This is a genomic window from Mesorhizobium sp. SEMIA396, assembly GCF_024518615.1.
In the GTDB taxonomy this organism is placed as follows: Bacteria; Pseudomonadota; Alphaproteobacteria; order Rhizobiales; family Rhizobiaceae; genus Mesorhizobium.
Genome location: NZ_JANIFC010000010.1, coordinates 143,648 through 166,167, shown reverse-complemented (window position 1 = coordinate 166,167; position 22,520 = coordinate 143,648). Strand labels below are relative to the sequence as shown.

The 22,520-nt window shown below is 63.0% G+C and carries 23 protein-coding genes and 1 tRNA gene; 11 read left to right on the top strand and 13 right to left on the bottom strand.

The features are described from left to right. Positions 1 to 46: 46 nt before the first annotated feature. Positions 47 to 658 carry a pyridoxamine 5'-phosphate oxidase family protein gene (locus NP503_RS23450; protein WP_127270852.1) on the top strand — a complete coding sequence of 204 codons (612 nt, stop codon included), beginning with the start codon at positions 47 to 49 and terminating at the stop codon, positions 656 to 658. A gap of 18 nt (positions 659 to 676) precedes the next feature. On the opposite strand, the gene NP503_RS23445 is transcribed toward NP503_RS23450, so the two are convergent. Beyond that, positions 677 to 1,129 (bottom strand): MarR family winged helix-turn-helix transcriptional regulator, encoded by a 453-nt coding sequence (locus NP503_RS23445; RefSeq protein ID WP_023813960.1) that lies wholly within the window; start codon positions 1,127 to 1,129, stop codon positions 677 to 679. 47 nt (positions 1,130 to 1,176) lie between these two features. Here NP503_RS23445 and NP503_RS23440 point away from each other — a divergent pair, with 47 nt between their 5' ends. Next, positions 1,177 to 2,085 carry an alpha/beta hydrolase gene (locus tag NP503_RS23440; RefSeq protein WP_127270854.1) on the top strand — a complete coding sequence of 303 codons (909 nt, stop codon included), beginning with the start codon at positions 1,177 to 1,179 and terminating at the stop codon, positions 2,083 to 2,085. A gap of 13 nt (positions 2,086 to 2,098) precedes the next feature. Here NP503_RS23440 and NP503_RS23435 read toward each other — a convergent pair whose 3' ends face one another. Together NP503_RS23435 and NP503_RS23430 are read right to left on the bottom strand one after the other, a co-directional pair. Then, on the bottom strand, positions 2,099 to 2,494 hold the full coding sequence (locus NP503_RS23435; RefSeq protein WP_127270856.1) for a rhodanese-like domain-containing protein: 396 nt from the start codon (positions 2,492 to 2,494) through the stop codon (positions 2,099 to 2,101). Between the two features lie 54 nt (positions 2,495 to 2,548). After that, complete coding sequence (locus tag NP503_RS23430) at positions 2,549 to 3,163, bottom strand: TetR/AcrR family transcriptional regulator (RefSeq protein ID WP_127270858.1); 615 nt, start codon at positions 3,161 to 3,163, stop codon at positions 2,549 to 2,551. A gap of 98 nt (positions 3,164 to 3,261) precedes the next feature. Here NP503_RS23430 and NP503_RS23425 point away from each other — a divergent pair, with 98 nt between their 5' ends. The 3 genes from NP503_RS23425 to NP503_RS23415 all read left to right on the top strand — a co-directional run bounded on the left by NP503_RS23425 (position 3,262) and on the right by NP503_RS23415 (position 7,173). Next, the gene (locus NP503_RS23425) at positions 3,262 to 4,008 is read left to right on the top strand and encodes a 3-oxoacyl-ACP reductase family protein (RefSeq protein ID WP_127270861.1); all 747 of its coding nucleotides are present in this window, start codon (positions 3,262 to 3,264) and stop codon (positions 4,006 to 4,008) included. Between the two features lie 209 nt (positions 4,009 to 4,217). Beyond that, a complete protein-coding gene (locus NP503_RS23420; RefSeq protein WP_127270863.1) occupies positions 4,218 to 6,110 on the top strand; it encodes a murein L,D-transpeptidase in 1,893 nt (630 codons plus the stop codon). A 172-nt stretch (positions 6,111 to 6,282) separates the two neighbouring features. Continuing rightward, positions 6,283 to 7,173 carry an arginase family protein gene (locus NP503_RS23415; protein WP_127269436.1) on the top strand — a complete coding sequence of 297 codons (891 nt, stop codon included), beginning with the start codon at positions 6,283 to 6,285 and terminating at the stop codon, positions 7,171 to 7,173. A 144-nt stretch (positions 7,174 to 7,317) separates the two neighbouring features. Here NP503_RS23415 and NP503_RS23410 read toward each other — a convergent pair whose 3' ends face one another. The 3 genes from NP503_RS23410 to NP503_RS33420 form a co-directional block, all read right to left on the bottom strand. Then, the gene (locus NP503_RS23410; RefSeq protein WP_164749075.1) at positions 7,318 to 7,803 is read right to left on the bottom strand and encodes a hypothetical protein; all 486 of its coding nucleotides are present in this window, start codon (positions 7,801 to 7,803) and stop codon (positions 7,318 to 7,320) included. A 534-nt stretch (positions 7,804 to 8,337) separates the two neighbouring features. Further along, positions 8,338 to 8,595, bottom strand: coding sequence for a PepSY domain-containing protein (locus tag NP503_RS23405; protein ID WP_127269438.1), 258 nt, complete (start codon positions 8,593 to 8,595; stop codon positions 8,338 to 8,340). 126 nt (positions 8,596 to 8,721) lie between these two features. Further along, entirely contained in the window at positions 8,722 to 8,955 is a 234-nt protein-coding gene (locus tag NP503_RS33420) for a GcrA family cell cycle regulator (protein WP_127259316.1), read from the bottom strand. 312 nt (positions 8,956 to 9,267) lie between these two features. Between NP503_RS33420 and NP503_RS23400 the strand changes: the two genes are divergently transcribed. After that, positions 9,268 to 9,621, top strand: coding sequence for a hypothetical protein (locus NP503_RS23400; protein ID WP_127269439.1), 354 nt, complete (start codon positions 9,268 to 9,270; stop codon positions 9,619 to 9,621). A 52-nt stretch (positions 9,622 to 9,673) separates the two neighbouring features. Here the strand turns inward: NP503_RS23400 and NP503_RS23395 are convergent. Together NP503_RS23395 and NP503_RS23390 are read right to left on the bottom strand one after the other, a co-directional pair. Continuing rightward, positions 9,674 to 9,748: transfer RNA gene (locus tag NP503_RS23395), tRNA-Val, on the bottom strand. Positions 9,749 to 9,886: 138 nt separating this feature from the next. Next, positions 9,887 to 10,570 (bottom strand): phosphoglycolate phosphatase, encoded by a 684-nt coding sequence (locus tag NP503_RS23390; protein ID WP_127271163.1) that lies wholly within the window; start codon positions 10,568 to 10,570, stop codon positions 9,887 to 9,889. A 625-nt stretch (positions 10,571 to 11,195) separates the two neighbouring features. Here NP503_RS23390 and rpiA point away from each other — a divergent pair. From rpiA to gor, 3 genes are all read left to right on the top strand, one after another. After that, a complete protein-coding gene (rpiA, locus tag NP503_RS23385) occupies positions 11,196 to 11,927 on the top strand; it encodes a ribose-5-phosphate isomerase RpiA (RefSeq protein ID WP_127271162.1) in 732 nt (243 codons plus the stop codon). Next, positions 11,914 to 12,516, top strand: a complete 603-nt coding sequence (locus tag NP503_RS23380) for a DUF2059 domain-containing protein (protein ID WP_127318742.1) — start codon at positions 11,914 to 11,916, stop codon at positions 12,514 to 12,516. Before rpiA ends, NP503_RS23380 begins: the two co-directional genes overlap by 14 nt. A gap of 116 nt (positions 12,517 to 12,632) precedes the next feature. Then, positions 12,633 to 14,024: a glutathione-disulfide reductase gene (gor, locus tag NP503_RS23375; protein WP_127271266.1), complete on the top strand. Its 1,392-nt coding sequence runs from the start codon at positions 12,633 to 12,635 to the stop codon at positions 14,022 to 14,024. Between the two features lie 60 nt (positions 14,025 to 14,084). Here the strand turns inward: gor and mgtE are convergent, their stop codons facing one another. Then, on the bottom strand, positions 14,085 to 15,449 hold the full coding sequence (gene mgtE, locus NP503_RS23370; RefSeq protein ID WP_127272641.1) for a magnesium transporter: 1,365 nt from the start codon (positions 15,447 to 15,449) through the stop codon (positions 14,085 to 14,087). Positions 15,450 to 15,722: 273 nt separating this feature from the next. Further along, a complete protein-coding gene (locus tag NP503_RS23365) occupies positions 15,723 to 17,627 on the bottom strand; it encodes an ABC transporter ATP-binding protein/permease (protein WP_164749012.1) in 1,905 nt (634 codons plus the stop codon). A 602-nt stretch (positions 17,628 to 18,229) separates the two neighbouring features. On the opposite strand from NP503_RS23365, the gene NP503_RS23360 reads away from it, so the two are divergent. Beyond that, positions 18,230 to 18,667 (top strand): hypothetical protein, encoded by a 438-nt coding sequence (locus NP503_RS23360; protein WP_127272122.1) that lies wholly within the window; start codon positions 18,230 to 18,232, stop codon positions 18,665 to 18,667. 37 nt (positions 18,668 to 18,704) lie between these two features. On the opposite strand, the gene NP503_RS23355 is transcribed toward NP503_RS23360, so the two are convergent. Both NP503_RS23355 and NP503_RS23350 read right to left on the bottom strand, forming a co-directional pair. Further along, positions 18,705 to 19,385: a DsbA family oxidoreductase gene (locus NP503_RS23355; protein ID WP_127272639.1), complete on the bottom strand. Its 681-nt coding sequence runs from the start codon at positions 19,383 to 19,385 to the stop codon at positions 18,705 to 18,707. A gap of 17 nt (positions 19,386 to 19,402) precedes the next feature. Next, entirely contained in the window at positions 19,403 to 21,223 is a 1,821-nt protein-coding gene (locus NP503_RS23350; RefSeq protein ID WP_127273478.1) for an extracellular solute-binding protein, read from the bottom strand. A 232-nt stretch (positions 21,224 to 21,455) separates the two neighbouring features. Here NP503_RS23350 and NP503_RS23345 point away from each other — a divergent pair, with 232 nt between their 5' ends. Beyond that, the gene (locus tag NP503_RS23345) at positions 21,456 to 22,085 is read left to right on the top strand and encodes an invasion associated locus B family protein (RefSeq protein ID WP_127270670.1); all 630 of its coding nucleotides are present in this window, start codon (positions 21,456 to 21,458) and stop codon (positions 22,083 to 22,085) included. Between the two features lie 71 nt (positions 22,086 to 22,156). On the opposite strand, the gene hspQ is transcribed toward NP503_RS23345, so the two are convergent. Then, positions 22,157 to 22,480: a heat shock protein HspQ gene (gene hspQ, locus NP503_RS23340; protein WP_164749013.1), complete on the bottom strand. Its 324-nt coding sequence runs from the start codon at positions 22,478 to 22,480 to the stop codon at positions 22,157 to 22,159. Between the last annotated feature and the right edge of the window lie 40 nt (positions 22,481 to 22,520).

Sequence of the window (22,520 nt, the reverse complement as noted above, 5' to 3'; positions counted from 1 at the left end):
CGTCATCGAGATGGCGTAGCGCCGGCAAAGGTTTGGAGGCGAAAACATGTCCGTCATCACCACGGTCGAGCAGCTCGAGGCGCTTTATGGCGTTCCAGGCGAGGCCTCGCTGGTCAAGGAACTCGACCACGTCATTCCCGAATATGCCGCCTTCATCGAAGCCTCGCCGTTCGTCGCGCTGGCCACCAGTGGCCCGGAGGGACTGGACTGTTCGCCGCGCGGCGATCTCGCCGGCTTCGTGCGCATCCACGATCCGAAAACCCTGATGATGCCGGACCGTCGCGGCAACAACCGCGCCGATTCGCTTAAAAACATTATCCGCGACCCACGTGTTGGGCTGCTGTTCCTGGTACCTGGTTCGGGCACGACGCTGCGCATCAATGGCCGCGCTCATGTTACAACGGATACAGCGCTGTGCGCGTCATTCACGGTGGAAGGCAAGGCGGCTCGATCGGTGACCGTCATCGACATCGATTCGGTCTATTTCCAATGCGCCCGGGCCATCGTCCGCTCCGAGCTCTGGAACGCAGCAAGGCATGTCGACCCGAAGTCGCTGCCGACGCCCGGACAGATCCTGGAGATCACCAGCCGCAGGAACATCGACGGCGAAACCTACGACAAGGAATGGCCGGAGCGGGCGAAGAAGACGATGTGGTAGGTTTGGGCTGAAAAGCCCTCACGCCTCTTTCAGCACATCATAGATCTTGCGCATCTGCTCGCCGATCATGTCGCATTGTTCCGGCGTAGACTGGCTCATCGCCTTCTCTATCAGCGCCATGTGCACTTTCAGCGCCTGCATCAACAGCGCCTCGCCGGCCTCGGTGAGCGCGAGCCGCAGGATGCGCTTGTCCTTCTCGTCGCCTTCGCGGCGCAGCAGGCCACGCGCTTCCAGCTGCGGCAAAAGCATGGTGATGTTGGAACGGCCGACGAGCAGCTTGCGGGCAAGATCGTGCTGCGACATGCCGGGGTGGCGATAGAGGTTCATCAGCACGTCGAGCTGCGCCGGTTTCAAATCGAGCGGCGCAAGCTTCACCGCCAGCGTGCGCTCCAGCACATGGCAGGCGCGCGCCACCGCGACCCAGTTGCGGAAACGCGGGTTATCCCAAGGCAGCTCTTGTTTATTGTTCATCTTTGAACTATTATGTTCATGCTTGAACGTATGGATGGATTTTCACTATGGCATCATTCGGGCTGAAGGTCATCCGGGGCGTGTTCGGTGCGGCAGAGCGTGTCGCGCCGCGGCTTAGCGGACGCGCGGCGTTCGAATTGTTCTGCCGCACCCCGAATGTCAAGGCGCTCAGCGATGGCGAGCGCCGTGCTGTCGACCGTGCGGCCGGGTTCATGACCGAGGCGCGTCATCACCGGCTGAAGACCGCGACCGGCTGCGTCATGGTGCACGAGTTCCGCCCGGAGCCGGGCAGGGCGGCCGCCGGCACGGTGCTCGTCGTCCATGGCTGGCGCTCGCGCACCGAATATATGCGCGCCTTGATCGAAGGCTATCGCGCCGCCGGCCACCGGGTCGTTTCGCTTGACCTGCCCGGCCACGGCCAGTCGCAGGGCCGGCGCTTGAACATGGTCAATGCGGTGGATGCGGTGCGGGTTGCCGGCGAGTGGTTCGGCCCCTTCGTGGCAGCGGTCGGCCATTCCTTCGGCGGCGCCGTCGCCGCCAACGCCATCGCCGGTTCGGTCAAGAACATCCCGCCACTGGCGGCCGGACGCCTGGTGCTGATCGCGGCGCCAAGTTCCCTGCCGGCGATCTTTGCCGACTTCAGCCGCATGCTCAATGTCGGCCCGCGCTCGCAAGCCGCCATGGCGGACCGGGTCGAGCATCTTTCCGGCCGCCCCCTGCACGAATTCACCGGCGACCGTCAGCTCGCCCAGGCGCCGGTGCCGACCCTGGTCATCCATGCGCAGGACGACCGCGAAGTCTCGGCCGATCATGCAAGGCGCTATGCCGGCGCCGGCGGCCATGTGCGGCTCTACTGGGCCGACGGGCTCGGCCACCGCCGCATTCTCGCCGACAAGGGCGTGGTCGAACGCGCGGTTGGCTTCGTGGCGAATCGCGAGCCATTGCTGCTGCACTGAGCGGCGGTCGAGATTATTTCTTCTTCTCGCCGGGTTCGACCGGCAGTCCGGCGGCCTTCCAGGCGGTGTAGCCGCCAAGGATGTGCTTGACCGGCGAAAGCCCCATGTCCTGCGCCGTCTTTGTGGCCAGCGCCGAGCGCCAGCCGCCGGCGCAGAAGAACACGAAGTTCTTGCCCGAGGCGAAGAAGGGCTTGTGGTAAGGGCTTTCGGGGTCGATCCAGAACTCCAGCATGCCGCGCGTGACATGCTTGGCGCCGGGAATCTTGCCGTCGCGTTCCACTTCGCGTGGATCGCGCAGATCGACGAAGATGGTGTCTTCATCGTCGATCAGCCCGGCCGCCTCCTCCGGCGAAACCACCTCGATCACGGCGTTCGCCTCGTCCAGCAGCTCGCGATAACCCTTTTTCACGCTCTCATCCCTCCCGCCTTGCTGGCGGATTTCGAGCACACCAGCCGGCGTTTGTCACGCCGCGCTGCCGCCGGCCAGCGTCCTCCAGGCCGCCATGGCCCCGGCTACCGTCGCCAGCAGGGCATTATGCGAGGCGCCGTCGCGCGCCTGGATCGACATGCCGTGCTGGACCGTGGCGAAGAAGGTCGCGGCGGCGCTCGCATCGAAATCCGCCGGCAATTCGCCTTCGGCAACGCCGCGCTCCAGACGCTTCTGCAGTGCGGTGTGGTTTTCGGCGCGACGACGGCGCAGGTCGTCGCAGATGGCGCCGCGGCTCGAATCCTGATGCAGTGCGCCCAGCGTGATCAGGCAGCCCTGCGGACGATCGCTCTGCGCATAGGCCCTCGCCGTCAGGCTCAGGAATTGTTCGATCGCCTGCCGCGCAGTCGGAGCTTCCTCCAGCGCCAGCCAGATGTCGGCACCCTCGGTGTGCGAGTAAAAATCCGTCGCCTCCAGGAACAGCGCCTCCTTGCTGCCGAAGGCAGCGTAGAGGCTGGGCGAGTTGATGCCCATGGCGGCGGTCAGCTCGCTCATCGACGCGCCTTCGTAACCACGGGCCCAGAACACCTCCATCGCGCGGCGCAGGGCTGCGGTTCGATCGAAAGTGCGGGGGCGGCCTCGTTCCGGCATGATGCTCTTTTCTGTGTTGATCGATACATAATTAAGTTGACGCCGACGGGCAAGGCTGACAGGTATTTATGTATCGATCGTTACAAAAGGAGAAATCGATGTCATCCAACCAACTGGGCGGCAAGGCCGCGCTCGTCACCGGCGGCAGTCGCGGCATCGGTGCGGCGATTGCGCGACGGCTCGCGGCCGACGGCGCCAGTGTCGCGCTAACTTATGTGCATGGCGAGGAGCAGGCCCGCTCGGTTGTCGCCGAAATCGAGGCCAAGGGCGGCCGCGCCATCGCGATCAAGGCCGACAACCGCGATGCGGTGGCCATAGACAAGGCCGTCGATGACGCAGTGACCGCCTTCGGCCGGCTCGACATCCTGGTCAACAGCGCCGGCATCTGGCGGGCCGCCCCCATCGACACGCTGTCGCTCGCAGATTTCGACGAGACCATGGAGGTCAATCTCCGGGCTCCATTCATCGCCTCGAAGGCGGCGGCCGTGCATATGGGTGAGGGCGGCAGCATCATCTCGATCGGCAGCAACCTTGCCGAGAGGGCGACCGACGGCAGCCTCACGGCCTATTCGGCCAGCAAGGCGGCGCTGGTCGGCCTGACCAGGGCGCTGGCGCGCGACCTCGGCCCGCGCGGCATCACCGCCAACGTCGTCCATCCCGGTTCGACCGACACCGACATGAACCCGGCCGACGGCCCGCATGCCGAGCATCAGCGCCGGAAAATGGCAACACCGCGTTTCGGCAAGGCCGATGACATTGCCGGCATGGTCGCCTGGCTTGCAGGCCCTGAAGGCCGCTTCGTCACCGGCGCTGCCCTGACCATCGATGGCGGCGCCAACGCCTGATCCCGAGAGATTTCCGGCTGGGGCGGAACAACCCTCCGCTCCAGCCGTCACGATCTTGTGAAACCGTTCTGCAACAGGCTTTCCAAAATTTATGAAAGCTTAACGAAATCGGTATGAATCAGTATAGTCGCGCCTTACATCCGCCATGCGGTGAGCGGGACGATCTAGCGTGCGGAACGGGAACCGGTTGCGGCCGGAGCGGGTGATTCATGAAATTCCTCGGAAACAAAGCAACCGTGATGCCGCTGGTGGCGATCGCGGCAACGCTGGCTTTCGGTGTACCCCAGGCAGGCGCGCAGGGGCTGTTCGACATGCTTTTCGGCGGCGGCGTAAAGCACGCGCCGAAAGGCGAGTTTCCGCCCCCGCCACCGAAGCACAAGCCAAAGCCGAAGGCTCCGGCCAGCGGTGGCGGTGGCGGCGCGAGAATCAGCAGCCCATCCTATTACACCTACAAGGCGGACCGGCTGGTTCGCGTCGACTTCTCGGCGCTGGCCCCGACGCCAGAGCCGGCGGCGCCACAGGATGCGGCTTTCGTGCCGTCGGCAACGGGCGCTGCGTTTCGTGAAGCGGTTGCCAGCTTGGCTGACTACGAACTCTTAGCCGAGCCCGACATCGCCAAGGCGCTGATCGCGTATTACTCGGCCAATCCGGATTTCATCTGGATAAGCGGAACCAGCCTCAACAGCCGCGCGCAGGATGCGGTTCGGGTGCTTGGCGAGGCTTCAAGCTATGGCCTCACGCCCGCCGACTATACGGTCGAAGTGCCCGCTGCCGGCGCATCGACGACTGACGCCAATGCGCAACTGAAAGAGCTCGTCCGTTTCGAGATGGCGCTTTCCGCGCGTGTGCTGCGCTATGCCCACGACGCCCAGAACGGCCGCGTCGATCCCAACCGCATGACCGGCTACTATGATTTCCCGGCCAAGCCGCTCGACTTGCAAGGCGTGCTGAGGACGCTGGCGCATACCCAGCAAGTGCGCACCTATCTCGAATCGCGGCATCCGCAGAATGCGGAATACCAGGCGCTGCGCGTCGAACTCGAATCTCTGCAGGCCAGTGCGGAAAACGAAATCGTCGTCGACCCCAAACTGTTGCTGAAGCCGGGCGGAACCAGCCCCGAACTGCCGAAGCTCCTGACCTTGATCGCGCGCAATCTCGATGACGAGATGGGCGGCGCCTATGGCGAGATCCTGTCCAGGCTGGCCACCAGCGAAGTCTATGATCCGGAACTGGTCCCGGTCATCAAGGCCGTGCAGCAAAAGGCAGGCATGAAGGGCGACGGCGTCATCGGCCCGCGCACCGTCGCGACGCTGGCCGGAACATCCAAGGCCGACAAGCTGCTGAAGGTGGAAGTGGCGCTCGAGGAACTGCGCTGGCTGCCCTCCGATCTCGGCAGCCCGCGCGTCTTCATCAACCAGCCGGCCTTCACCGCGAGCTACATCGACAATGGCGAGGAAAAGCTCAAGACGCGTGTCGTCGTTGGCCGGACCACCAACCAGACCTCCTTCTTCTACGACCAGATCAAGCAGGTCGATTTCCATCCCTATTGGGGCGTGCCGCAATCGATCATCGTCAACGAGATGCTGCCGAGATTGCGCAACGATCCGGGCTATCTCGACCGGTCCGGCTATGAGGTGACGGATTCGCGCGGCAAGCGCATTCCTTCGTCGGCGGTCAACTGGGGCGCCTATGGCGCGAACATCCCCTACAGCGTGCGCCAGCAGCCGAGCGAGGCCAACGCGCTGGGCGAGTTGAAGATCCTGTTCCCCAACAAGCACGCGATCTACATGCACGACACGCCGCAGAAATCATTCTTCCAGCGTGATATGCGCGCGCTCAGCCATGGCTGCGTGCGGCTGCAGGACCCGCGCGGCATGGCGGCGGCGGTGCTTGGCACCTCCGTGGACTATATCGCCGAGAAGCTGAAGCACGGCCACTCGACCGAGAATGTGACACGCACCATCCCGGTCTATGTCGCCTATTTCACCGCCTGGCCTGATCTGTCCGGCAAGGTCGAATATTTCGGCGACGTCTACGACCGCGACTCGCGCCTGAAGCAGGCTCTGGACGCCACGGAGGCGGTTCGCTCGCCTTCGAGTTGATCCAGGGCTTTCGCTAGGCCGTTAACTCATAAATACGGCATGACCGAAAGCGGAAAGGCGGCTGAGAGGGAACGAGGAGCGGCGGCTACCGTTATCGAACAAGCTCAAAACGCAACTGTGATCCTGTTTCGGTAGGGACGAACGATGTTGAGCGCTCGAAGCGGAGGCGCCTATGTCGAGCCATTATGCGATTCTCGAAGCCCCCTCCACGCTGGGCCTGGCGACCGACGGTGTGGAGCGCTTGCCTGGCCGGCTCCTGGACCTTGGCCTTGCGGAGCGCATCCAGGCGCGCCGCGCCGGGCGGCTGGCTGTGCCTGCGAAGGACCCGACGCCCGATTCCGAGACAGGCACCCTGAACGCCAGGGCAATTGCGCAGTGGTCGCCCAAGCTCGCCGACGCCGTGGAAGCGGTGCTTGACGCAGGCGGGTTTCCAGTGGTGCTGGGCGGCGATTGCACGATCGTGCTGGGCTCGGCGCTCGCGTTTCGACGGCGCGGCCGCTACGGCTTGCTCTTCATTGACGGCAACGCCGATTTCTTCCAGCCAGAGGCGGAACCCAATGGTGAGGGTGCCTCGATGGACCTCGCCTTCGTCACCGGCTACGGTCCCTCGCTTCTGACCGACATCGAAGGTCGCGGTCCTCTGGTCCGCCCTGAAGACGCTGTCGCCTTCGCGTATCGCGATCACAAGGATCAGGAGGAGTACGGAAGCCAGCCGCTCCCCGAGGAGCTCAAGGTGCTTGACCTTCCCGCTGTGCGCGCGACGGGCATCGAGGCCGCCGCACGCGAAGCGGTCGATCACCTGACGAGAGCGGAATTGGACGGCTTCTTCATCCATCTCGACGCCGACTGTCTCGACGATGTCATCATGCCGGCTGTCGATTTTCGCGTGCCAGGCGGGTTGTCGTGGGACGAGTTAACGGCCGCGCTCCGGCTTGCCTTGGCGAGCGGCAAGGCAGTCGGCCTCGAGATCACCATCTACAATCCGCGCCTTGATGAGGACGGCAGCGCCGGACGCGGCCTCGCCGACGTACTGGCCGCTGCGCTCGGAACAGCAGCGCCATGACGATGACGAGCCATGCCTGCTCTCGGGCGCAGCAAGAAGCGACCGATTTTGAGGTCGTTTCTACTGCCTTCATATTGCGGCGGAATCTGTTTCAAGGCTCCGCATGAGCCGATCGGCGTGGCTCCGCGATTGTGAGTCTGCAAGCTAGTAGCGCTCGAACAGTGGCCGCCGGAAGCCGGCGTCGCGCCCGGCGATCAGCCAATAGAGCAACCCGGCGACAAGGCCGGCAGCGGCGATGATGCCGATGTCGACCCAACGCTCCGGGTCCATATCCTCCGGCGCGCTCGGCCAGATCAAGGCGAAGCCGCCGACCGCGGCGCCGGCGCCGAAAACCATATGCAGCAGGACATTGCGCAGCGAGAAGAACTCGGCGATCAGCGCGAAGATCAGCGTCTGCAGCGCGGTCACCACGATGGTCAGGAAATAGACGAACATGCCGAGCGGCGGCACCAGCAGCACCGCGATCGGCGAAACGCCCATGACGTCGAAATAGCTGGGCGCGTTGGGCAAGGAACTGAGCACGCCATAGATCACCGCGATGGCGATCAGGCCGACCAGCACCGATACGAAGTAGCCGGCCAACATCATCAATATGCGCTTCATTACGTGCTTCGCCGTCGCCATCCCCATCCCCCAATGCGGCGCCTGGAGCAATTCCAGGAAAAGTGTGAACGGTTTTCCGTCCGGAATTGCGTCAAAACAAAGAGTTAGAGTAGTTCACCGTTCCATGAAACGGTGAACTGCTCTGGCGCGACAGTCAGCCATCAAAGCGGGACAGACGCAAGGGGAGGCGACGGTTGGCAAGGGCAATCGCTTCGGCCAAGTCCGACTTGTGGCGGAAACCATCAATCACCGAGATCGGCGCCGCCCCTCATCGCCCTGCCGGGCGTTCGTTGTTCGAAAAGCCAAGCAGTTGGCTTTTCGTCCGCTGCGCGGACCACGCCTCGACTCCCCGTATAGTGACGGGGAGAAGGGGGCTGGCCGCAACGCCGGCGCCATCCTTGCCTTGCAAAGGATGGTGATTGGCGAAACCATCGATGCCAGCGTCCCTCTCCCCGTCACTATACGGGGAGAGGATGCCGGCAGGCAGGTGAGGGGCGGCGCTAGCGGAAAGGCCGATGACACAGCCAAGAAAGGCCAGTGGATTCGCGTCGGAACGTTCCCCTATTTCGGCTCCGCCGTCACAGGATCGTAGGTGATTTCAACCTTCGCCTTGTCCGCCGTGTAATAGGTGACGGTGTAGGCGCCGCTGTCCCAGTCGACCTCGTCCACATAGCGAAAGCCGTCGCGCTGCTCGACCTTGGCGATGATCTCCGACAGCTTCTTGGCATTGGGCGGCGGCAGCGGCTTGTCGTCCGCGGCCAAGGCTGCCCCGCCGGCGAGAAGAACGGCGACGCTGGTCGCCAGAAGCAATCTGGACATGGCTTTCCCTCAAGTTTCGTCGGACAGAAACTCGCTGGCGTGCCGGTTTGTTCCGCAGCCGGAATGCGTGCCGATTCAGTCCACCGGTTTGCAGCTGCCCGAATGAGGGGCCGCCGCCCGCTTGACTTACGCGGCGCGTCGTTGAGCGGGGTGGAGACCTGAACGGGTTCGGCGAGGGTCGACGGCAGTCACGATGCTGTGGTGGTGATCGCAATAGACGCGATCCGCCGAAGTTGGCCCAGCACAGAAACGATAACCGCCGGGCACTGACCGGTCTTCGCTCACCGGGAAGCGGCACTGATAGACGCCTAGCTGAATGAGGGGGACGTCTTTCGAAATCGGTCTGATATTTTCTGGCATGGTTTTTCAGGTTCCTGGTTCATAGCCATTGCCGGCTGACGACCGCAATGCGACCGTGTCAAAGCGAGCTTCTCTCGTTTTGGAGGGCTGTGGATCACCATATGGTGTTGGTCGCGGTGTCAATGAAGCCCGAAACCCTGCTTTAGCAAGCCAATCATTGCGACTTAAGGCCACACTTGCCGCTGGGAGGGCGGGCTATGAAGCGAATACATTTTGTCAGCAGACAGTGCGGTCGCGTCCCGGAGCATCTCTTCGAACCGTTGCGCCGGTGCTATGGTGTGCCTGCATGATCAGAGAGCAGGGATACGAGGCATGCCCGAAGTCACCCGCCGTACACTTCTTGCGTTCACCGCCGTGGCCTCGGCCATTGAACCGAAATTTGCCGAAGCGGAAGGGGCCTCACCCGAATTGCGGTCGCTGATCGGAGCCCATGAAGCCAGCTATGCCGGGCTTCACAGGGTTGTTCATCGAGCGGGCAGCAGCAGCCACGAACGCAGGACGGCAGACCGGATTGAACAGGAAGCCTTGCTGGCCATCTGCTCCTATCCGGCGATCAGCCGAGGCGACCGCCGGGCCAAGGCCGATTACCTGTTGACCGCCGAGGCTCGGGGTGAACTCGACCTGGAAGAGCACATGCAGGCCATCCTGCACTCGATGAAGCGCTGATCGCGGCTGGTGCATCTCCACAACCAGACATCGCCGGCTGCCGTAAGGATTTTGGTGGGCGATGCAGGGATTGAACCTGCGACCCCACCCGTGTGAAGGGTGTGCTCTCCCGCTGAGCTAATCGCCCGCTCGTTGCCCAAAGGCCAAGCGAGCCGCGATATAAGGGAGGCGGGTGCGGTAAGTCAAGGCGCTGTCCGGCGTTCTGACAGGGATCGGTTTTGCTGTGCTTTGCGCCCTGTCTCCGACCAACGCCGGCTACATTCCGTCAGTTTCCCGCAGCGGCAATCAGCTTCTGCGCCAGATCGAGCGTCAGCGCGTCGAAATGCGAAATGACAGCCGAGGGTTCGAATTCGCGGACATGGCGGTCGGTGTAGCCGAAATCGACCGCCACCACGGGAATGCCGGCGGCTTTTGCCGTGTCGATGTCGGTTTGCGAATCGCCGACCATCAGCGCGCGGTGCGGGTCGCCGCCGGCCAGCTTGATGGTCTCGATCAGATGGCGCGGGTCGGGCTTGCGGAAGGCGAACGTGTCCTGGCCGGCGATGGCCGCGAAATGTTTGGTCAGGCCGAGTGCCTCGATCAGCGCCAGCGAGTTGGCTTCGTATTTGTTGGTGCAGATGGCGAGGACATAGCCGGCCTCCTCGAAGCGCGCGATCGCCTCGACGACACCGGGGTAGGGGCGCGACTTGCCGGGGATGTTGAGCGTGTAGTGGTCGAGGAAAAGTTTCAGCAGCCGGTCGTGCTCCTCGACGGCAAGCGATCGCTGATGGGCGGCGTGCGCCCGCTCGATCATCACCCGGCCGCCGTGACCGACAAAACGCCTGAAGCCGGCTTCGTCGACCGCGGCGATCTCGCTGGCGGCAAGGCTGTGGTTCAGGCTGTCGAGCAGGTCCGGCGCTGTGTCGATCAGCGTACCGTCGAGGTCGAACACGATGATTGGTCGGGTCATGGTCTGTCCTGGGCAGGTGTGCAATGGGCAGGCGATAGCGGCTGCGGCGCGTCAAGGCAAGCTGACTGGGGGCAAGCCGGCTTGGCAATCGCTTCAGACCGGTGACAGTTTCAACGTGTGGCGGGACCACCAATTGTGGAAGCCGGCGCTGCCCCTCATCGCCCTGCCGGGCACTTCTCCCCGTATAGTGACGGGGAGAAGTGGCTGGCCGCAATGACGGCGCCCTTCTTGCAACGCTGGTGATTGGCGAAACCACCGATGAGAGCGCCCCTCACTATACGGGGAGAGGATGCCGGCAGGCAGGTGAGGGGCGGCGCCAGCGTCAGGAAAAGGGTGACGGGGCGAATTCCAAAACCTGAAGCGATTGTCCTGGGCGAGCGCGCCGGGCAAGCAGGCCCCATCGGACCGGACATTTCGCGGCGAGCTTCCAGAAATGAAAAACCCGCCACAGCGGCGGGTCGTTGGCGCAAATCAGCACCATAACCAAAAATGTAGCATAGCTGCCCTCACCGGTCAAGGAAATAATTCCTACGCAGGATCACCTGGGGACCCGCCGCCTGGGGCTTTGACCGGACCGGCAAAAATGCTACGAGCCCGGCAGCGAATTTCCGGGGCAATAACCGACATGGATGCAAGGCAGTTGAAGGTCGAAGCCGCGCGGGCAGCACTCGCCCATGTGAGCGAAGGCATGCGGCTCGGCATCGGCACCGGCACCACGGCCGAAGAGTTCGTGCGGCTGCTTGCCGAAAAGGTCGCCACCGGCATGACCGTCATCGGCGTGCCGACTTCGGAGCGCACCGCGTTGCTGTGCCGCGAACTTGGCGTACCGCTGTCGACGCTGGAGGAAACGCCAGAGCTCGACCTCACCGTCGACGGCGCCGACGAAGTCGACCCGGAACTGACCCTGGTCAAGGGCGGCGGCGGCGCGCTGCTGCGCGAGAAGATCGTCGCCGCGGCGTCCCAGCGCATGATCGTCATCGCCGACCGCTCCAAGATGGTCGAGACGCTCGGCCGTTTTCCGCTGCCGATCGAGGTCAATCCATTCGGCCTGCGCGCCACTGAAATCGCGGTTGCCGCGGCGGCTGAAAAGCTCGGTCTTTCCGGGCCGGTCACATTGAGGATGACGGGCGGCCAGGCTTTTGTTACAGACGGCGGCCATTTTATCCTCGATGCATCTTTTGGCCGCATTCCGGATACAAGAGCGCTTTCGAATGCTCTCCACGCCATTCCGGGCGTTGTCGAGCATGGTCTTTTCATCGGGCTGGCTTCAGCGGCCATCATCGCCGGCGGCGACGGCATCCAAACCGTCCATGCCGCCCGAAAACCAGGGAGTTCTACCGATCATGACGTTGCATAACCGGGTTCGCAGCCTTTCCGTCCTTCTGGCGGCCTCGGCCGTTTTCGCCTTTTCTTCGCCGGCGTTTTCGCAGGATGTCACGGAATCGCACCTGAAGGCCGCCCGCGCGGCGGTCGCTGCGATCCACGCGACCGACCCGTTCGACAACATCCTGCCGCAGGCAGCCGCAGCGCTCGAATCGCAGCTGATCCAGAAGAACCCGGACATGCAGGAACTGATCGGCAAGACGATCAGCGAGAAGGCGCTGGCGCTGGCCTCGCGCCGCGCCGATCTCGAGAAGGAAGCCGCACTCGCCTACGCAAAAGTGTTCTCCGAAAAGGAACTGACCGACATCGCCGCCTTCTACAATTCCGATTCGGGCAAGAAGCTGCTCGATAGCGGCCCGACGGTGACCCGCGAACTGGTCAAGGCAGCCGACATCTGGCAGAACGGCCTCGGCCGCGATCTCGCCCAGCAGGTCGGCGAAACGCTGGCCGCAGCCGCCAAGGCAAAGGCGCAGGCTGCACCTGCCGCGCCCGCCGCCGGAGCCGCCGCTCCGGCCGATGGCGCAGCGCCCGCCGATGGCGCGGCCCCTGCGGACAACAACTGACCCCGCATTTTCAATGGCCTTGCGGCCTCCCGCGAAAGCCCGGCCTGTCCGGGCTTTTCTTTTGACGGTTTGCGGCCTACCTGTCTGACACATTTCTGAAGCCTGGGAGCCGCGTCATGGCTGGTTACGACTACGATCTTTTCGTCATCGGCGGCGGTTCGGGCGGGGTGAGGGCGGCGCGTGTCGCCGCGGCACTCGGCAAGCGTGTCGGCATCGCCGAGGAATACCGCTATGGCGGCACCTGCGTCATCCGCGGCTGCGTGCCGAAAAAGCTCTATGTCTATGCCTCGCAATTTCCCGAGCATTTTGCCGACGCCGCCGGCTATGGCTGGACGGTGCCGGAAGCCAGCTTCGACTGGCAGACGCTGGTCGCCAACAAGGATCGCGAGATCAGCCGGCTGGAGGCCATCTACGTCAGGAACGTCGAGGGCGCCGGCGGCGAGACCTTCCATTCGCGCGCCATGATCGTCGATCCGCATGTCGTGCATCTTCTGGGCGAGGATCGCACCGTCACAGCAGACCAGATCCTGATTGCTACCGGCGGCCGCCCGGCGGCGCATCCGGCGCTGCCCGGCCATGAACATTGTATCTTTTCCAACGAGGCTTTCGACCTCAAGAAACTGCCCAAGGCGATCATGATCGAGGGCGGCGGCTACATCGCCGTCGAGTTCGCCAACATTTTTCACGGTCTCGGCGTCGACACCACGCTGGTCTATCGCGGCAAGGAGATCCTGAGCCGGTTCGACATGGACCTACGGCGCATGCTGCACGAGACGATGGAAAAGAAGGGGATAAGGATCCTCTGCCATTCCGTGTCCGAATGGATCCGCAAGCGGCCGGACGGCCGGCTCGACGCGCTCGTCAGCGGCGGCGAGGTGCTGACCGTTGACCAGGTGATGCTGGCCATCGGCCGCATTCCCAACACCGAGAATATGGGCCTGGAAGGCATCGGACTGGAGATGACCAAGACTGGCGCCATCGCCGTCGACCAATATTCCCGCACCAACATCGACAACGTCTGGGCGATCGGCGACGTCACCAACCGCGTGCAGCTGACGCCGGTGGCGATCCATGAGGCGATGTGCTTCATCGAAACCGCCTTCAAGGGAAATCCGACCGCGCCCGATCACGAGACGATCGCGACCGCTGTCTTTTCACAGCCGGAGATCGGCACTGTCGGATTGTCGGAGGACGACGCCGTCAAGCGCTTCCCCGACATCGAGATCTACCGCGCGACATTCCGGCCGATGCGGCACACCCTGTCCGGGCGCGACGAGAAGATGCTGATAAAGCTGGTGGTCGATGGCGCGTCGAAAAAAGTGCTTGGCGCCCACATATTGGGGCCGGATGCCGGCGAGATGGCGCAGCTGCTCGGCATCCCGCTGAAGGCCGGCCTGACCAAGGACGATTTCGACCGTACGATGGCCGTGCATCCGACAGCGGCGGAAGAACTGGTCACCATGTACAAGCCGACCTATCGCGTGAAGGACGGCGAGCGCGTCGATTGACGGCAAATCCGGGTTGAGGAACTCCGCCGCGGCAAGGTCATGCCACGGCGGAGATAGTCGCTACAGAAGCGTGCCGCGCAGGATCACCAGCGCCACCGAAAAGTAGATCACCAGCCCGGTGACATCGACCAGCGTGGCGACGAACGGCGCCGATGCGCTGGCCGGGTCGAAGCCGATACGTTTCAAGGCGAACGGCAGCATCGACCCCGACAGCGAACCGAAGGTGACGATGCCGACCAGTGCAGCCCCCACCGTGGTAGCGATCAGCGGCCAGTGCGGGCCATAATCGTAGAAGCCCATATACTGCCACAGCGCGATGCGGCAGACGCCGACCACGCCGAGCATGGCGCCCAGCACCAAGCCGGTGGGCAGCTCGCGCAGCGCCACCCGCCACCAGTCGCCAAGACCGATCTCGCGCAACGCCAGCGCGCGGATGACCAGCGAGGTCGCCTGCGAGCCGGAATTGCCGCCGGAGCTCATGATCAGCGGGATGAACAGCGTCAGCACGATCGCCTTCTCCAACTCGCCCTCATAGCTCTGCATTGCGTTGGCCGTCAGCATCTCCGAGATGAACAGCGCGCACAGCCAGCCGCCGCGTTTCTTGATCATGGCGAGGAAGCTCATCTTCATGTACGGCTCGTCCAGCGCCTCCATGCCGCCGAAACGGTGCGCGTCCTCGGTCGTCTCCGCGACCATCGTGTCGATGATGTCGTCGATGGTGACGATGCCGAGGATCTTGCCATGGTCGACGACCGGAAGGGCGAGCAGATCGTATTTGGAGATCGTCTGCGCCAGGGTTTCGCGATCGGTCAGCGGGCCGACCGTCACCGGAAGGTGATCCGGCGCCACCGTCATGATCGGATCGTCAGGCTCACCGGTGATCAGCCGGCGCAGGCCCGTCGAGCGCACGAGCAGGTGCGTCTGCGGATCGACGATATAGATCGCGTAGACGGTTTCGCGTGTCCGCTCGACCTTGCGGATGTAGTCGAGCGTCTGCCCGACGGTCCAGTCCGAGGGCACGCTGACGAACTCCGTCGTCATGATCGATGCGGCGCTGCCTTCGGGATAGCCGAGGATGGAGAGCAGGGTTGCGCGCAGCGGCGGCGCAAGCCCGCCAAGCAGCTCGGAACGGGCCGGCTCCTCCAGCTCGCGCAGGATGTCGGCGGCCCGGTCGACCGACATGGCAGTGAGCAGCTTGCCCGCCTTGGCGCGCGGCAGCGCTTCCATGAGTTCGGACGCGCCGTCGAGTTCCGGCTGGTCGAATATCTCGACCAGACGTTCGAACGTCACTTCACAGAGCAGTTCCGTCGCGGTCTCTCGAGGCTCCCTGTTGAGGGCCTCGACAATGTCGGCGACGTGATCGTTGGCTAGGATACGGGCAATCGCGACGGCTTCGTCGCTTGCCACTGTGGTAATTTCGTTCATGGCTCACTCCTTGCCGTCCGGCAGGACATGAACCATGTGAGGTCACGTCAGGGCGGACGGCTGTTGCGTTCGACTGTGACTGTCGCCAGGCATGGCGCGGTGACCTTTCCGCTTGCGGGTTCGCGTTTTTACTATCTGCAAGCGGGCGCAACATAGGAGCGCGCCTTGCCGTGTCAATCGCGGTGAGGAGGGAAAATGCCGACGAGCGGCCAAGATCGCGAGACTGTGATCGCCGACCCCCGTTCGCCTCGGCAGACCGGGGTGGAATAGCCGTTATTTCTGCTTCAGCCGGCGCGAGAAGCGCAGCCACTTGTCTTCGACCGGCCTTGGGACCGGCCTTGGCTGCACGAGAATGGTGGTGAGCTCGGCGGGCAGGGTCGGAACCAGCGGCTTCTTGGTGGCGACGCCGTCGGCGATCGCGACGATGCTGTGATAGAATTCGCTGCCGGTCATCGATCTCGGCGCAACCGCCTCGTGCATGACGCTGATCACGGTGACATCGGGGCAATTGTCCTTGATGGCCTGGTGGAAGGCGACCTTGCCATCGGGGTCGAGCGCGCCGGTCGCCTCGTCGAGGAACAGCAGCCCCGGCTGCTGCAGCACGATGCGAGCCACCACCAGCTTCTGCTTCTGGCCGCCCGACAGCACCTGGTCCCAGCTTTTGCCTTCGCGGCTTTCGTCGGCCATGTGCTCGATGAAGTCGCCGAGCCCGGCCTTGTGCAGCGCCGACGCCACCTGCGCGTCGCCATGGTCGTGCTCGGAGCCCGGCAGGCAGACCAGTTGCTTCAGCGACACGGGCTGCAGCTTGACCTCCTGGGCGGCATAGAAACTCTTCACGCCTTCGGGGAAGACGATGGTGCCGCGGCCATAGGGCCACAGGCCGTTGATCGCCTTGATCAGCGAGGTCTTGCCGCAGCCGGACTCGCCCTTCAGGAAAGTCCATTCGCCGCGCCGGAAGCGCAGATTGGCGGCGCTGAGGAAGGGCGTCGCATCCTCGCCTTGATGCGCCAGTTCGAGCTTCTGGATGGTCAAGCCGAAAACCGGGTTCTGGCTGGTGTAGTGGAAATCGGAGCGGCCGGTCTGGCTGTAGAATTCCTGCGGATGCTGGACATTCTCGATCGCGTTGGCCAGTTCGGTGACACGCTGGCTGTTGGCGCGCAACGTGGCGATGGCGGGCATGACGTGGATGAACCACGAACACTGGCCGATCAGAGAATTGACCAGCTCGGAGCCGGTTATATAGCCCTTCAGATCGAGGCGGTTGTGGATGAACGGCACGAGGCCCGGTCCATAGGCGACAATGCGCGCGCCGATGAAATTATAGATCAGCTCGAACGACATATAGACGGTGTTGACGATGTTCAGCCGCGTCCAGGTGCCGTCGATATCGACATAGAGCCGGCCATGCATGGTCCTTTGCACGCCTTCGCCCTGAGACGCCGCGACATGGAAGGAGCGGCGCAGGAACGTCGTCAGCTCGCCGCGATAGCTGCCTTCGGCCTTCTGCATCCTGACGTTGAGGCGCTCGAGCAGGCCGCCGAGCTTGACGGCGATCCATGTGTTCAGCGGCACATAGGTGGCGACGGCCAGGAAGGCGAGGATGGCGCTGCCATAGCTGCCGAGGAACTCCAGCCCCTTCACCTCGACGGAGTTTTCGAGCAGCTTCTGGCCGACGAAAAAGAGCGAGGTGGCGACGGCCAGTACGCCCATGGCGAGCCCGATGGCGCCCCCGGTCATGTCCTTGATGGATTCCTGGACACGCTGGTCGATGTTGTCGGGGGCCGGTGCGCCGCTGCCGGTCGATGCATGCTGGGCATGGAAATGCGTATGGTTGCCATCCAGCAGCGCTTCATTGAAGCGGCTGTCCAGCCAACCGCGCCATTTGCGGTGCAATGTCGCCGAGACAAGATTGCGGATGCCGGTGAAGCCAGCGTCCTTGAGTACGACCAGCAGCACGAGGACGCCGGCATTGACCAGCAGCGAGCGAAGCGGCGTGGTGTTGGCGGCGTCATGGAAGAAGGCGATCGAATTGACCAGTTCGCCGGAGGCTTCGGCGAACCAGACACCGGCCTTGCTAGACAGCGCGGTGAGCACCGCGATCACCAGCGTCAGCGTCCAGGCTTCCTTCCAGCGGTCGGAAACCCAGTAGGCCCGCATCAAGCCCCAGAAGCTGCGCATCGACGACACCGGCGTCAGAAGCGATCGCCCTGCGGCATCGCGAGGTGTTTTTTCCGGTACTGACTCTTGCGATGGTCTACCGACCCGAATCACGATCCCGCCCAAACCTTTTTTCTTTTGTTACGGATGGTAACACCAATTGATCATTTTCCATTAATTTAAAACCGGCCCGACCGGATTGCCCCGGCAGCCGTTGCCGTGAGGCAACAGATTACACGCTGAAATATAGCGACAACGGTCGGCAATAATCAAAATATCGATATTGATTTCAGATACTTGATCTTCAATAAAATGCCGTCGATGGAGCTTCCCCTGGGGAAGGCTTTCACACGGTTTCGTGAACTCGAAATCGTGTCGAGCGATCGGTTTTCTCACTGCGGACGGCCCAGAGAGCTCGAAAATTTGCGGTTCGTGACTCGCCAGGAATGCCGTGGTCGTCCTTGCCAGGGGCAGGAAGTGACGGGAGAATCGATCGAGCGGCGCGTTCCGTCTTGTCCGGTCAGCTGAGGGACTGCGTTTGACAATTCATCCACCTGGGATTGAACCTTGCCCGCCATCGTCGACACTCATGCATGTCCGGTTCTCCAACAAGGAAGCTCCCAATGCTTGCACGCGCGGCCGCAATCCTGTCCCTCTTCGCCTGGCTGCCCCTCGTACCGTTGGCGCATGCCGGCGCGCAGAGCATCCCGGCCAGCGCCGAAGGCCAGATCGAGTTCAACACGCCGTCCGGCAACATCGGCTGCATCTACACGGCCAAAGGCGGCACCGGCACCTATGAGCCAAAGGATGGCGGCCCGGAGCTGAGTTGCTCGCGCGTCGAGCCGAGCTACGTCACGATTATCCTGGGTCCGAAGGGGCCAGCCACTCTGATCAAAAACCCGGGCGAGCAGGGCTGCTGCAGCGATGTCGACAAGCTTGGCTACGGCAACAGCTGGAGCGCCGGGCCGTTCTCGTGCCAGTCGTCAACCAAGGGACTGACCTGCACCGCCACGAACGGCCATGGATTTTTCATCAGCAAGGCCAAAGCGACGGTGAAGTAACGTTTGCTGCTGTCGCGGAGAGGAGAGGGCGGTCGGCTCAGCCGGCCTTGTCCAGTTCGCCGCGCGCCTTGGCGGCCGCCACCTGGCGAATGGCATCGGCCAGCGTGTCGGCATCCTGTGCGCCCATGACCGCGTATTTGTCCTCGAGCAGGAAGCACGGCACGCCAGAAATGCCCATGCGCGACGCGGTGGCGATCTCGGTGCGCACCGCCTCGACATCGGCCTCGGTCGGCAAAAGCGTGGCGACCACGGACGCATCCATGCCGGCCTCGCGCGCCGCCTCGACCAGCACGGCATGATCGCCAATGTTTGCGCCTTCCTCGAAATTCAGCTGGAACAGCCGGCGCACAAGCCTGTTCTGAATGGCTTCGCCGGCGGCACCTGCCCAGCGGATCAGCCGATGCGCATCCAGCGTGTTCGGCGCCACCTTGATGGCGTCAAAGGCGAACGAGATGCCTTCGATTTCGCCCAGCGGCTCGATGCGGGCGTGAATCTCGCGGATGCGCTGATCACTGCCGAATTTTGCCAGCATGTATTCGCGGCGGTCCTTGCCTTCAGGCGGAATGGTCGGATCGAGCTGGAACGGCCGCCAGCGGACATGCACGTCGACATCGCCGACGGCGGCAATCGCCCTGTCGAGCCGCTTCTGGCCGATGAAGCACCAGGGGCAGACGACATCGGACACCACATCGACGGTGATGGCGTTCAATTCGCTCATCTCGATCTCCTGATCCCTCAGTTGGGTTTGCGCCACCATGTTGGCAGCTGATACCCGAATATGGGCGTCTTTTGCGGATGTTCCAGGTAGTTCCAGTAGGCAATCCATTGCTGCGTGTTGTGCTGCATCGGCACCATGTAGTTGCCGGAGATCAGCAGCCGGTCGAGAACGCGAACGGCGGCAACATAATCCTCCTTGGAGCGGGCGCGCAGCATCGCCTCGATCGCCGCGTCCACAGCCGGATCGGCGACGCCTGCGAGATTGAACGAGCCTTCCGTCCTGGCCGCGGCGGAACTCCAGCGCCCGCTCTGCTCGATGCCGGGCGACAACGAATTGTTGAAGCCGCTCGATCCGATCAGGACCTCAAAGTCGAAGCGCTGCTTGCGCGACTGGATCTGGTCGCCGTCGAGGCTGCGAATGGTGAGATCGATGCCGATCTTCTCCAGCGTGCGCTGGTAGATGCCGGCAAGGCGCTCCTCGTCCTGCGATGCGGTCAGGATTTCGAAGCTGAAGGGTTTGCCTTCGGGATCGAGCATCGTTCCATTCTGCACGTGGTAGCCGACACTTTTCAAAAGATCGAAGGCTGCCTTCAGCACGCGGCGGTCCTGGCCCGATCCGTCGGTCACCGGCGGCCGCCATGTACCGTCCATGACATCGGCCGGGACGCGGCCGGGGTAGGGCGCCAGAAGCGCTTTCTCCCTGTCGTCGGCCGGATGGCCGATCGCGGAAAGCTCGGAATTCTGCCAGTAACTCATCGTGCGCGTGTATTTGCCGCCGAACAGGTTCTTGTTGGCCCATTCAAAGTCGTAGAGCATGCCGAGCGCGCGCCGCACGACAGGGTTGGCGAATTTCGGCAACCGCGTGTTGAACAGGAAACCGGTCACCACGGGCGGAATGCCGGTGTCGAAGGTTTCGGCGACGACGTCGCCCTTGTGGAAGGCCGGAAAATCGAGATCGCGCTCGCGCTTCACCGGATCACTGTCGTCGTCGATGGCGCAAAGGCCTTTCTTGAACGCTTCGAGCTTGGCGTTGGCGTTGAGGAAATACTCGATGGTGATCTGGTCGTAATTGTCGAAACCGCGCTTGGCCGGGACGTCCTTGCCCCAGTAGTCCGGGTTGCGCTTGAACACGATGCGCTGGCCGGGCTGCACCTGCGCGATCCTATAAGGGCCGCTGCCGATCACCGGCTTGAGCGTCGTCCTGTCGAAAGTCTCCTTGTCGAAGGCGTGCTTCGGGATGATCGGGGTCAGCGCGATGATCAGCGGGAATTCGCGATCGGCCTTGTCGTTGAAGGTGAAGCGCACGCTGTGATCGCCGGTCTTTTCGAGCTTGGCGACCCTGGCCATGCGATCGCTGTAAGGCGGGCGGCCTTTCTCGGTGTAGACGTCATAGCTGAACAGCACGTCCTCCGGCGTCACCGGCTGACCGTCCGACCATTTGGCCTTCGGATTGAGATGGAATTCGATGCTCTTGCGCTCCGGGTCCATGTCGGCGCTGTCGGCCAACAAACCGTAGAGCGTGAAAGCCTCGTCGGCATTGCGCTGCATCAACGGCTCGAAGACCAGATTGCCGAAGATCGTATCCATCATGCCGCGCGCCGTCGTGCGCAGGCTCTTGAGGATGAAAGGGTTCAGATTGTCGAAGCTGCCGACGACGCAATAGGTAATCGAGCCACCCTTCGGCGCGTCGGGATTGACGTAGTCGAAATGCCTGTAGTCGGGCGGTAGCGCCGGCACGCCCTGCATGGCGATAGCGTGCTTCGGCTCCGATGCGGCCGGCTGATGCGAAAGGGCGAGAAACGATATCCCGGTGATCAGCCAAACAACAACGCGGCCCATGAACGTCTCCTTACTGGGTCGGCTTGATGATTCGGTGTGCACCCTAGCATGAGGCGGCTGCGCGCCGGCCAACCGCGCGTTCAACAATTGCTGACGCCGGGCTGGATTCGGCATCGCTTGCAGTGTAACACGCCCTCCGAAGTCATTCTGTTGCCTCATTTCGGCAACAGGTAGCTGGACCACACGGCACGAAGAAGCCGGTCCCGGGATCATTTGAGAGGAAGTGCACGACATGACGAGCCTGAACAGCAACGCGTACCGCCTGTCGGTCATGGCCGCTGGCGTGGTCGGCTTTCTCGGCGCAGGACTTCCCGCTGCTTCCGCACAGCAGCAACAGCAGATTCCGCAAGGCTGGTTCAAGGCCTGCACCAAGCAGGAAGACGTCGACATCTGCAATGTCCAGAACATCACCACCGCCGGCAACGGCCAGCTGGTCACTGGCGTCAGCCTGATCGAGCTGAAGGGCAAGGTGAACCGCAAGGTGTTCCAGGTGACGGTCCCGACCGGCCGTCTGGTGCCTCCCGGCATCGGCCTGCAGATCGACACCGGCAAGGCGCAGAAGCTCGACTATGTGATCTGCTTCCCGGATCGTTGCGTGGCGGAAGTGCCGCTGACCGATCAGCTCGTCGCCGCCTTCAAGAAGGGCCAGGCGATTACCCTGACCTCCGTCAATTTCCAGAACCAGCCCAATCCGATCAAGGTCGCCCTGCAGGGCTTCAGCGGCGCCTATGACGGACCGGCGCTGCAGCAGTCGGACATCGAGGACCGGCAAAAGAAGCTTCAGGACTTCGTCGCCAAGAACAACCAGGATTTCGCCAAGAAGCTCAAGGAAGAGCAGGACAAGGCGAAGACCGCCAACTGATCGGCCGATATCGCCGAGCCACAAAAAAGCGGGGTCATGCCCCGCTTTTTTTGCGCCCATCTCTCCGCGGGTCAGTGCCTTGACTGCCGTTTCGGCTGGTAGCCGCCGTCCGGCCTCTTGTCGAACATCTCCTTGATCTGCGGATGCCGGACCGGCTCACCCGACTGATCCTCGAGCAGATTCTGCTCGGAGACATAGGCGATGTACTCGGTCTCCGAATTTTCGGCGAGCAGATGATAGAAAGGCTGATCCTTGTGCGGCCGCACGTCGGCGGGGATGGCTTCGTACCATTCGTCGGTGTTGGCGAATTGCGGATCGACATCGAAAATAATGCCCCTGAATGGAAACAGCCGGTGGCGAACCACCTGTCCGATCGCGAATTTGGCTGTTTTCATCGTACTCACCACTGAATTCCTTGGGCTTATTTGGCGCAGA

Excerpts from the sequence above, each read along its gene's own strand:
- NP503_RS23415 (WP_127269436.1), top strand. The coding sequence starts at position 6,283 with ATGTCGAGCCATTATGCGATTCTCGAAGCCCCCTCCACGCTGGGCCTG.
- NP503_RS23425 (WP_127270861.1), top strand. The coding sequence starts at position 3,262 with ATGTCATCCAACCAACTGGGCGGCAAGGCCGCGCTCGTCACCGGCGGC.
- hspQ (WP_164749013.1), bottom strand. The coding sequence starts at position 22,480 with ATGAAAACAGCCAAATTCGCGATCGGACAGGTGGTTCGCCACCGGCTG.
- NP503_RS23365 (WP_164749012.1), bottom strand. The coding sequence starts at position 17,627 with ATGCGCAGCTTCTGGGGCTTGATGCGGGCCTACTGGGTTTCCGACCGC.
- NP503_RS23360 (WP_127272122.1), top strand. The coding sequence starts at position 18,230 with ATGCTTGCACGCGCGGCCGCAATCCTGTCCCTCTTCGCCTGGCTGCCC.
- NP503_RS23420 (WP_127270863.1), top strand. The coding sequence starts at position 4,218 with ATGAAATTCCTCGGAAACAAAGCAACCGTGATGCCGCTGGTGGCGATC.
- NP503_RS23345 (WP_127270670.1), top strand. The coding sequence starts at position 21,456 with ATGACGAGCCTGAACAGCAACGCGTACCGCCTGTCGGTCATGGCCGCT.
- NP503_RS23390 (WP_127271163.1), bottom strand. The coding sequence starts at position 10,570 with ATGACCCGACCAATCATCGTGTTCGACCTCGACGGTACGCTGATCGAC.
- NP503_RS23440 (WP_127270854.1), top strand. The coding sequence starts at position 1,177 with ATGGCATCATTCGGGCTGAAGGTCATCCGGGGCGTGTTCGGTGCGGCA.
- mgtE (WP_127272641.1), bottom strand. The coding sequence starts at position 15,449 with ATGAACGAAATTACCACAGTGGCAAGCGACGAAGCCGTCGCGATTGCC.
- gor (WP_127271266.1), top strand. The coding sequence starts at position 12,633 with ATGGCTGGTTACGACTACGATCTTTTCGTCATCGGCGGCGGTTCGGGC.
- NP503_RS23355 (WP_127272639.1), bottom strand. The coding sequence starts at position 19,385 with ATGAGCGAATTGAACGCCATCACCGTCGATGTGGTGTCCGATGTCGTC.
- NP503_RS23400 (WP_127269439.1), top strand. The coding sequence starts at position 9,268 with ATGCCCGAAGTCACCCGCCGTACACTTCTTGCGTTCACCGCCGTGGCC.
- NP503_RS23405 (WP_127269438.1), bottom strand. The coding sequence starts at position 8,595 with ATGTCCAGATTGCTTCTGGCGACCAGCGTCGCCGTTCTTCTCGCCGGC.
- NP503_RS23430 (WP_127270858.1), bottom strand. The coding sequence starts at position 3,163 with ATGCCGGAACGAGGCCGCCCCCGCACTTTCGATCGAACCGCAGCCCTG.
- NP503_RS33420 (WP_127259316.1), bottom strand. The coding sequence starts at position 8,955 with ATGCCAGAAAATATCAGACCGATTTCGAAAGACGTCCCCCTCATTCAG.
- NP503_RS23350 (WP_127273478.1), bottom strand. The coding sequence starts at position 21,223 with ATGGGCCGCGTTGTTGTTTGGCTGATCACCGGGATATCGTTTCTCGCC.
- NP503_RS23410 (WP_164749075.1), bottom strand. The coding sequence starts at position 7,803 with ATGGGGATGGCGACGGCGAAGCACGTAATGAAGCGCATATTGATGATG.
- NP503_RS23450 (WP_127270852.1), top strand. The coding sequence starts at position 47 with ATGTCCGTCATCACCACGGTCGAGCAGCTCGAGGCGCTTTATGGCGTT.
- NP503_RS23445 (WP_023813960.1), bottom strand. The coding sequence starts at position 1,129 with ATGAACAATAAACAAGAGCTGCCTTGGGATAACCCGCGTTTCCGCAAC.
- rpiA (WP_127271162.1), top strand. The coding sequence starts at position 11,196 with ATGGATGCAAGGCAGTTGAAGGTCGAAGCCGCGCGGGCAGCACTCGCC.
- NP503_RS23380 (WP_127318742.1), top strand. The coding sequence starts at position 11,914 with ATGACGTTGCATAACCGGGTTCGCAGCCTTTCCGTCCTTCTGGCGGCC.